The sequence below is a fragment of the Streptomyces ipomoeae 91-03 genome (assembly GCF_000317595.1).
Classification (GTDB): Bacteria; Actinomycetota; Actinomycetes; order Streptomycetales; family Streptomycetaceae; genus Streptomyces; species Streptomyces ipomoeae.
This window is the reverse complement of record NZ_AEJC01000509.1, coordinates 22992-29263: the sequence shown is the minus strand read 5'-3', so window position 1 is coordinate 29263 and position 6272 is coordinate 22992. Positions and strand designations below refer to the sequence as shown.

At 70.2% G+C, this 6272-nt stretch carries 4 protein-coding genes and 1 pseudogene; 1 reads left to right on the top strand and 4 read right to left on the bottom strand.

Going from position 1 to position 6272, the window contains the following annotated elements:
* From STRIP9103_RS33005 to STRIP9103_RS32990, 4 genes and pseudogenes are all read right to left on the bottom strand, one after another.
* Nucleotides 1-928, bottom strand: a 928-nt coding sequence (locus STRIP9103_RS33005) for an MFS transporter (RefSeq protein ID WP_048821423.1), incomplete at its 3' end; no start/stop codon positions are given.
* Nucleotides 929-1008: 80 nt separating this feature from the next.
* Nucleotides 1009-2088 (bottom strand): annotated as a pseudogene (locus STRIP9103_RS33000) (PLP-dependent cysteine synthase family protein); the annotation flags it as partial.
* Between the two features lie 262 nt (nucleotides 2089-2350).
* A complete protein-coding gene (locus STRIP9103_RS32995; protein WP_048821422.1) occupies nucleotides 2351-2797 on the bottom strand; it encodes a hypothetical protein in 447 nt (148 codons plus the stop codon).
* 1021 nt (nucleotides 2798-3818) lie between these two features.
* A complete protein-coding gene (locus STRIP9103_RS32990) occupies nucleotides 3819-5153 on the bottom strand; it encodes a lysine N(6)-hydroxylase/L-ornithine N(5)-oxygenase family protein (protein ID WP_048821421.1) in 1335 nt (444 codons plus the stop codon).
* Between the two features lie 122 nt (nucleotides 5154-5275).
* On the opposite strand from STRIP9103_RS32990, the gene STRIP9103_RS32985 reads away from it, so the two are divergent.
* Complete coding sequence (locus STRIP9103_RS32985; protein WP_009327735.1) at nucleotides 5276-6223, top strand: methionyl-tRNA formyltransferase; 948 nt, start codon at nucleotides 5276-5278, stop codon at nucleotides 6221-6223.
* Nucleotides 6224-6272 lie beyond the last annotated feature (49 nt).

Sequence of the window (6272 nt, the reverse complement as noted above, 5' to 3'; positions counted from 1 at the left end):
CGGCGAGCAGCAGGGGGACGAACGCGGCGCCCATGACCATCAGCCCCCGGATCAGCGCCTGGCCGGGCTCGTAGCGTGCCTTGCACCAGGCGGTCACCCTCGTCTGGCCGAGGATCGTGCTCAGCCCCGAGACCGCGAAGAGCACCGCCACGGCGGCCGTGCCGAACTCGCCCGCCCCGCCCAGGCGTCGTACCTCCAGGGGCAGGGCCAGATACACCTGGAAGGTGAGGACGTACGAGCCGGTCATGGCGGCGGAGAAGAGGAGGAACGACCGGTTGGCGAGGATGCCCCGCCACTGGGCGAGCACGCTCTCCGGGCGGTCGCCCCGCCGCACCTCGCCGTCCTCGTCCTCGCGCCCGCGCGCGGGCAGGGCGCGGATCTGGACGGCGGAGAGTACGGCGAAGATGCCGGCCGCCGTCAGGCAGGTGACGCGGAAGTCGACGCCGGTGAGGACCATCCCGACCAGGGGGCCGAGCAGTATTCCGGCCTGGTAGAAGACGTTGAACAGGGCGAACGCCTCGACCCTGCGCTCCCCCGCCTCCGCGGCGAGATACGCCCGTACGGCCGGGTTGAACAGGGCGCCCGCGAGGCCGGTGGCCGCCGAGGCGGCCAGTAGCGCGGGCAGCGAGTCGACGAAGCCCAGCGCCGCGAAGCCGACGGTCCGCAGCACGCAGCCGGCGACGATCAGCGGCTTGTAGCCGAGCCGGTCGGCGAGTGTGCCGCCGACCACGAACATGCCCTGCTGGCTGAAGTTCCGTACGCCGAGCACGAGTCCGACGACCCAGCCGGCGAGGCCGAGCGTGCCGGAGAGATGGGCGGCCAGGTAGGGCATCAGCATGTAGAAGCCGAGGTTGATGGTGAACTGGTTGACCATCAACAGCTGGACGGCGCGGTCGTAGGAGCGCACCTGTGCGAGGGTGCCCTTCACTCGGCCGTCCCCTCCCGGGCCTCGGCCGTCCCCTCGCGGGTCGCGGCGGTCAGGGTGAGGGGGTCGACGACGTCGGCTCAGCGGGTCCAGCGGACGACCTCCTTCTCGTCCGGGCGGCCGATCACCTCCGGTTCCAGGGGCGGCGGTCCGTCGAGGAGTCCGTGCCGGGCGCAGTACTCGTCGTCGTACACGGTGTCGAGGTAGCGCTGCGGTCCGTCGGGGAAGACCGCCGCGATACGGGTGTCGGCGGCCGTCGTCCGGGCGAGCCATCCCGCCACGAGGGCGACCGCGCCGACGCTCCAGCCGCCGGTGGCGTAGTGCGAGGCGGCGAGGCGGCGGCAGGTCCACACGGCCTCGTGCGGGGCGACCCAGTGGACCTCGTCGAATATGTCGTAGGCGACGTTGCGCGGGTAGATGCTGGAGCCGAGGCCGCGCATCGCCCGGGGGCGGGCGGGCTGGCCGAAGATGGTCGAGCCGACGGTGTCGACGCCGACGATCCGTATGTCCGGGTAGAGCCGGCGCAGCACCCGGCCGACGCCCGCGGAGTGCCCGCCGGTGCCGACGCTGCACACGAGGACGTCGATGTGGCGCAGCTCAAGGGCGAGTTCGAGGGCCAGCGGGGTGTACGCGGTGGTGTTGTCCGGGTTGTTGTACTGGTCCGGGCACCAGGAGCCGGGGTGCCGGGCGAGCAGTTCGGTGACCCGGTCCCGCCTGGCCTGCTGCCAGCCGCCCGTCGGGTGCGGGTCGGTGACGATGTCGACCTCGGCGCCGTACACACCGAGCAGCCGCGTCATGGAGGGTTCGAGACCGGGGTCCGTGACGAGGGTGACGGGGTGGCCGTGCACCATTCCGGCCAGCGCGAGACCGAGGCCGAGGGTGCCGCTGGTGGACTCGATGATCCGCCCACCGGACCGCAACTCCCCGCGTGCGCGGGCCCGTTCGACCATGTGGAGGCCCGGGCGGTCCTTGATGCCGCCGGGGTTGAAGCCCTCCAGCTTCGCCCAGAAGCCGTGTCCGGGCGGGGTCAGGGGCTGGGAGACGCGGAGGAGGGGGGTGTTGCCCACGAGCGCGGGCAGGGGCGAACCGCTGGTCACCGCGAGGGGGTTGGCCGCGCCGGTGGTGGCGGTGTGGGCCGTGGTGCCGGTGAGCGGGGCGCTCATGACGCTCGTAGCGGTGGTGTCGTTCGTCGTGGCGTTGTTCGTCGCGGTGTTGTTCGTCGCGGTGTTGTTCGTCGCGGTGTTGTGCGTCGTGGCGTTGTTCATCGTGCTGTTGGTGATCGGCTGCATGTCTTTCGCTCTCGCTGGACGATGAGGCGGGTGCGTGCTCATCTCGCGCCACGGCCACAGCGGTGAGCGGACGGATGGTCCACTGGTCGCCGGCCGTGCGCGCGGCGCCGGTACGGGCCGGCTGCGGGCGAGAGGTCTAGATGCGCCACCGGGAGGTGCGGACCAGGGCCGACCTGCCCGTACGGGAGCGTCGGCATCGGTGCGGACGGCGGCGCCCCCATCGCGGCGGGCACACGGCGAACGCGGCGACGCCGGCGAGCAGAGGTGTCGTGGCGGCGGTGGAGGGCTGGTCCGTCGTCCGGACGGCCGGGGCGCGCAGCACTACTCCGGCCGGTACGCACTCTTCGGCCGCGTGGTGGCCGTGGGGTCCGTGCGGCGGCTCGTCGCCGGGCGAGGACAGGGCCACGGCCGGGACGGTCGCGGTCAGCGGGTGCGTCGCCTCGTCGATCGGTCCGTGCAGAAAGGCGCACAGGACGATCGCGAGGGGCAGGCAGCTTCGCACGAGGGCGGCGAGCAGTCCGGGCCATGCCGTTGGGCGCGGCCATGGCGAGTCGGCCTGTGCCCGTCGGACGTACGAGGGCATGCGGGTGCGTGTCGGCACAGGGGTCCTCCGAGCACGCCGGGCGGCTCATCGGCTCAGCGGTGCGGGACCGGAGAGAGGGCGCCGGGCGTGGATGGTACGGGTGCGGGTGAACAGCCGGGTGGGAGGGAGGACCCGGGGTCTAGATCCGCTGAACGACCAGTGCTCTCAGGGCGGCTGACGACCGATCGGGGCGCCACGAGTCGCCGGTCTCCCGCACAGTCGGCCCACAGGCAGGGGCGACAGCTTCACTGACCGACACCGCAAAGCGCGGCTGTGCGAGAGAAGGGCCTGGGTACGGCTGCGCGGCGGCGCATTGATCACCGGGATGGCTCGGCGTGTGATCGCCGTGACCCTCACGGGGGCCGACGAATCCCTCGGCTGCCGAGGCGACCGGCGGCTCCGGGGAGACAGGGCTTCCGTGGACGTGGTCGAGCAGGCGCTCGGACGACGCGGCCGGAGGTGTGATCGCGCTGGTCACGAGGTGTCCACTGGCGCTCTCGGGGGTCGCCCCATGCATGAGGGCGACGGCGAAGAGGACCACGGCGAGGCCCAGCAGGCGCAGCAGCGGGCCCGTGGAAAGGCGGGCCCGAGCCACGCGTCGGGGCGAACTGGCCGTAATCACGCCGTGATGCTAGCGCGTCACGGATGCCGATCATCCGGTTCCGCCCGGCCAGAACGTCAACTCGCCAAGCAAATGACCGGTTTGCTTCGGCGAGCATCGATCGAGGCGGCTGTTCAGTGATTGCTTCGCCGACCGCGTCACGCGCGCCGACCGGTTGCCTCACCCGCCCCAGGGGTGTCTTCCACCGGCTGCTGAGCCCGGAGGCGCACGCCGAACTGCGCTGCGGCACGGGCACGCAACCGGGTGCACTCGTCGACCTCGACCGTGCACCCGGCTCGCGTCCATCGATCCGTCGCCGTCAGATCCGTCGCCGTCACTCCGCCGTCATCGGCCCATCTGTCATCGGGCCGTCTGCCATCGGACCGTCCGTCATCGGACCGTCCGTCATCGGACCGTCCGTCATCCGCTCGCCTCCGTCGAGCTCATGGCCCGCCGGGCGAGGAGGGTGTTGCAGATCTCTCCGGCGCGTACGGCGGTGGTGGACAGCAGGGTCGAGGTGAGGCCGTGGGTGTGTTCGGTGCCGCCCTGGAGGTAGATGTCGGCGGTGACGTTGGGGGCGGTCGCCACCCGGTGGTCGCGGCCGACCCTGAGGGCGTCCTCGTCGTCGCGGAGGCAGAGTTTGCCGATCTCCCCGAGGTTGTCGCCCAGGCCCCGGGGCTGGTAGCCGGTGGCGTAGACGAGGAGGTCGGAGGACAGGACCTCGCGCTCCCCCGTCGGCAGGAACTCCACGGTCACCCGTACGCCGTCGCCGCCCGCCTCGACGTCACGGATGCGGGAGACGTTCATCATCCGCAGCCGTTCCCGGCCCTGGACCTTCTCCTGGTACATCGCCCGGGACAGGGATTCGATCAGGTCCATGTCCACGACGGAGTAGTTGGTGCTGCGGTGGTAGTCGAAGAGCGACTGTTTCACCTCGCGGGGCGCGCCGTAGTACAGGTCGACGGCCTCGGGGTCGAAGATCTTGTTGGCGAACGGGCTGTCGTCGGCGGGTGTGTAGCCGTACTTGGCGAAGACGGAGCAGATCTCGGCGTCGGGGAAACTGCGGTGGAGGTAGTCGACGGCCTCCGCCGCGCTCTGGCCCGCGCCGAGAACGACGGCGCGGCGTATCGGAGCGCCGGAGCCGCGGACCTGTTCGACCCTCGGCAGCAACTCGCTGTTGTGCCAGACCCGTTCGGACAGGGCGGCGCCGGGTGGCAGATGCGGTTCCAGGCCGGTGGCCACGCAGATGCTGCGGGCGCGGCGGAGCGTCAGCCGCTCGGGGTTCTCGGGGTCGCGGCTGGTGACGTCGAAGTAGCGGATCTCGCCGTCCTCGGTGACCGGGCGCACGGAGACCACCTCGGCGGAGTACTCGACGAGATGCGCGACCCGGGCGGCGGCCCATTCGAAGTAGTCGTGGAATTCGATGCGGAGAGGAAAGAGGGTCTTGAGGTTGAGGAAGTCGACAAGCCTGCCCTGGTCCCGCAGATAGCACAGGAAGCTGAAGTCGCTGGTGGGGTCACGCATCGTCACCAGGTCCTTGAGGAAGGACACTTGCATGGTGGCGTCGTCGATGAGCATGCCCCGGTGCCAGCCGAACCGAGGTTGTCTTTCCAGGAACCCGACCCGAAGCCCGTCGTTCGACGGTGAGTTGACGGTGTGTTCGTGCAGGGCGATGGCGAGTGCGAGATTCGATGGGCCGAATCCGATGCCCAGTACGTCGTAGATGGAGTCCGGCCCGGTCTGCAGCGTCGTCACCGCGTCATCGCCTCCCAGTAGACGGGGGTCACAGCGTTCCTCAAGTGAGGTCACAGCCTCCCCCAAGCAGACACATGTTAGATAAGGTAAGCCTTACCTAGCAACGGCTGAGGAGGGCTCATATGCGGGTCGTCATGTTCGGGTACCAGACCTGGGGACACCGAACGCTGCAGGCTCTGCTGGACTCCGGACACGATGTGGTACTGGCCGTCACCCATCCCAGGAGCGACCACGCGTACGAGAAGATCTGGAACGACTCGGTCGCCGATCTCGCCGAACAGCACGGTGTGCCGGTGCTGTTGCGCAACCGGCCGGGTGACGAGGAACTGCTGCGCAGGCTCAAGGAGGCCGATCCCGACCTCATCGTGGCCAACAACTGGCGTACCTGGCTGCCGCCGGAGATCTTCGAGCTGCCGCCGCACGGCACGCTCAACATCCATGACTCGCTGCTGCCGAAGTACGCCGGGTTCTCCCCGCTCATCTGGGCGCTGATCAACGGAGAGCCGGAGGTCGGTGTCACCGCCCACCGCATGGACGCCGAACTCGACATGGGTGACGTCCTGTTGCAGCGCTCGGTGCCGGTGGGGCCGCAGGACACGGCGACGGACCTGTTCCACCGCACGGTCGATCTGATCGGCCCGCTCGTCACCGACTCGCTCGACCTCATCGCCTCCGGCAAGGCCGTGTGGACACCCCAGGACCGCTCCCGGTCCAGCTTCTTCCACAAGCGGTCCCTGGAGGACAGCCGTATCGACTGGACCTGGACCGCCGAGGAGTTGGAGCGGTTCGTACGGGCCCAGTCCGACCCGTATCCGAACGCCTTCACCCATCATCGCGGCGAGCGCATCCGCATCGTCTCGGCCGGCGTGTCGCAGGGACGCTACGGCGGCACTCCTGGCCGGATCTTCATCCGGGAGGGCGACGGCGTCGTCATCGTCGCGGGCCGCGAGGCTCGTTCGGGGCGGCTGCCCGGGCTGCTGGTGCGGCGGGTGCGGACCGAGGACGGCACGGAGTACGAGGCGACGGAGTACTTCCGCACGATGGGCGGGTATCTGACGGCGCATCCGTGAACCAGCGGCTCCTGTCCGCAGGAGCTGATCGGCCCGTCCGGCGCCGATA

Coding starts and splice junctions, on each gene's coding strand:
- STRIP9103_RS32995 (WP_048821422.1), bottom strand. CDS start 2,797: ATGCCCTCGTACGTCCGACGGGCACAGGCCGACTCGCCATGGCCGCGC.
- STRIP9103_RS32985 (WP_009327735.1), top strand. CDS start 5,276: ATGCGGGTCGTCATGTTCGGGTACCAGACCTGGGGACACCGAACGCTG.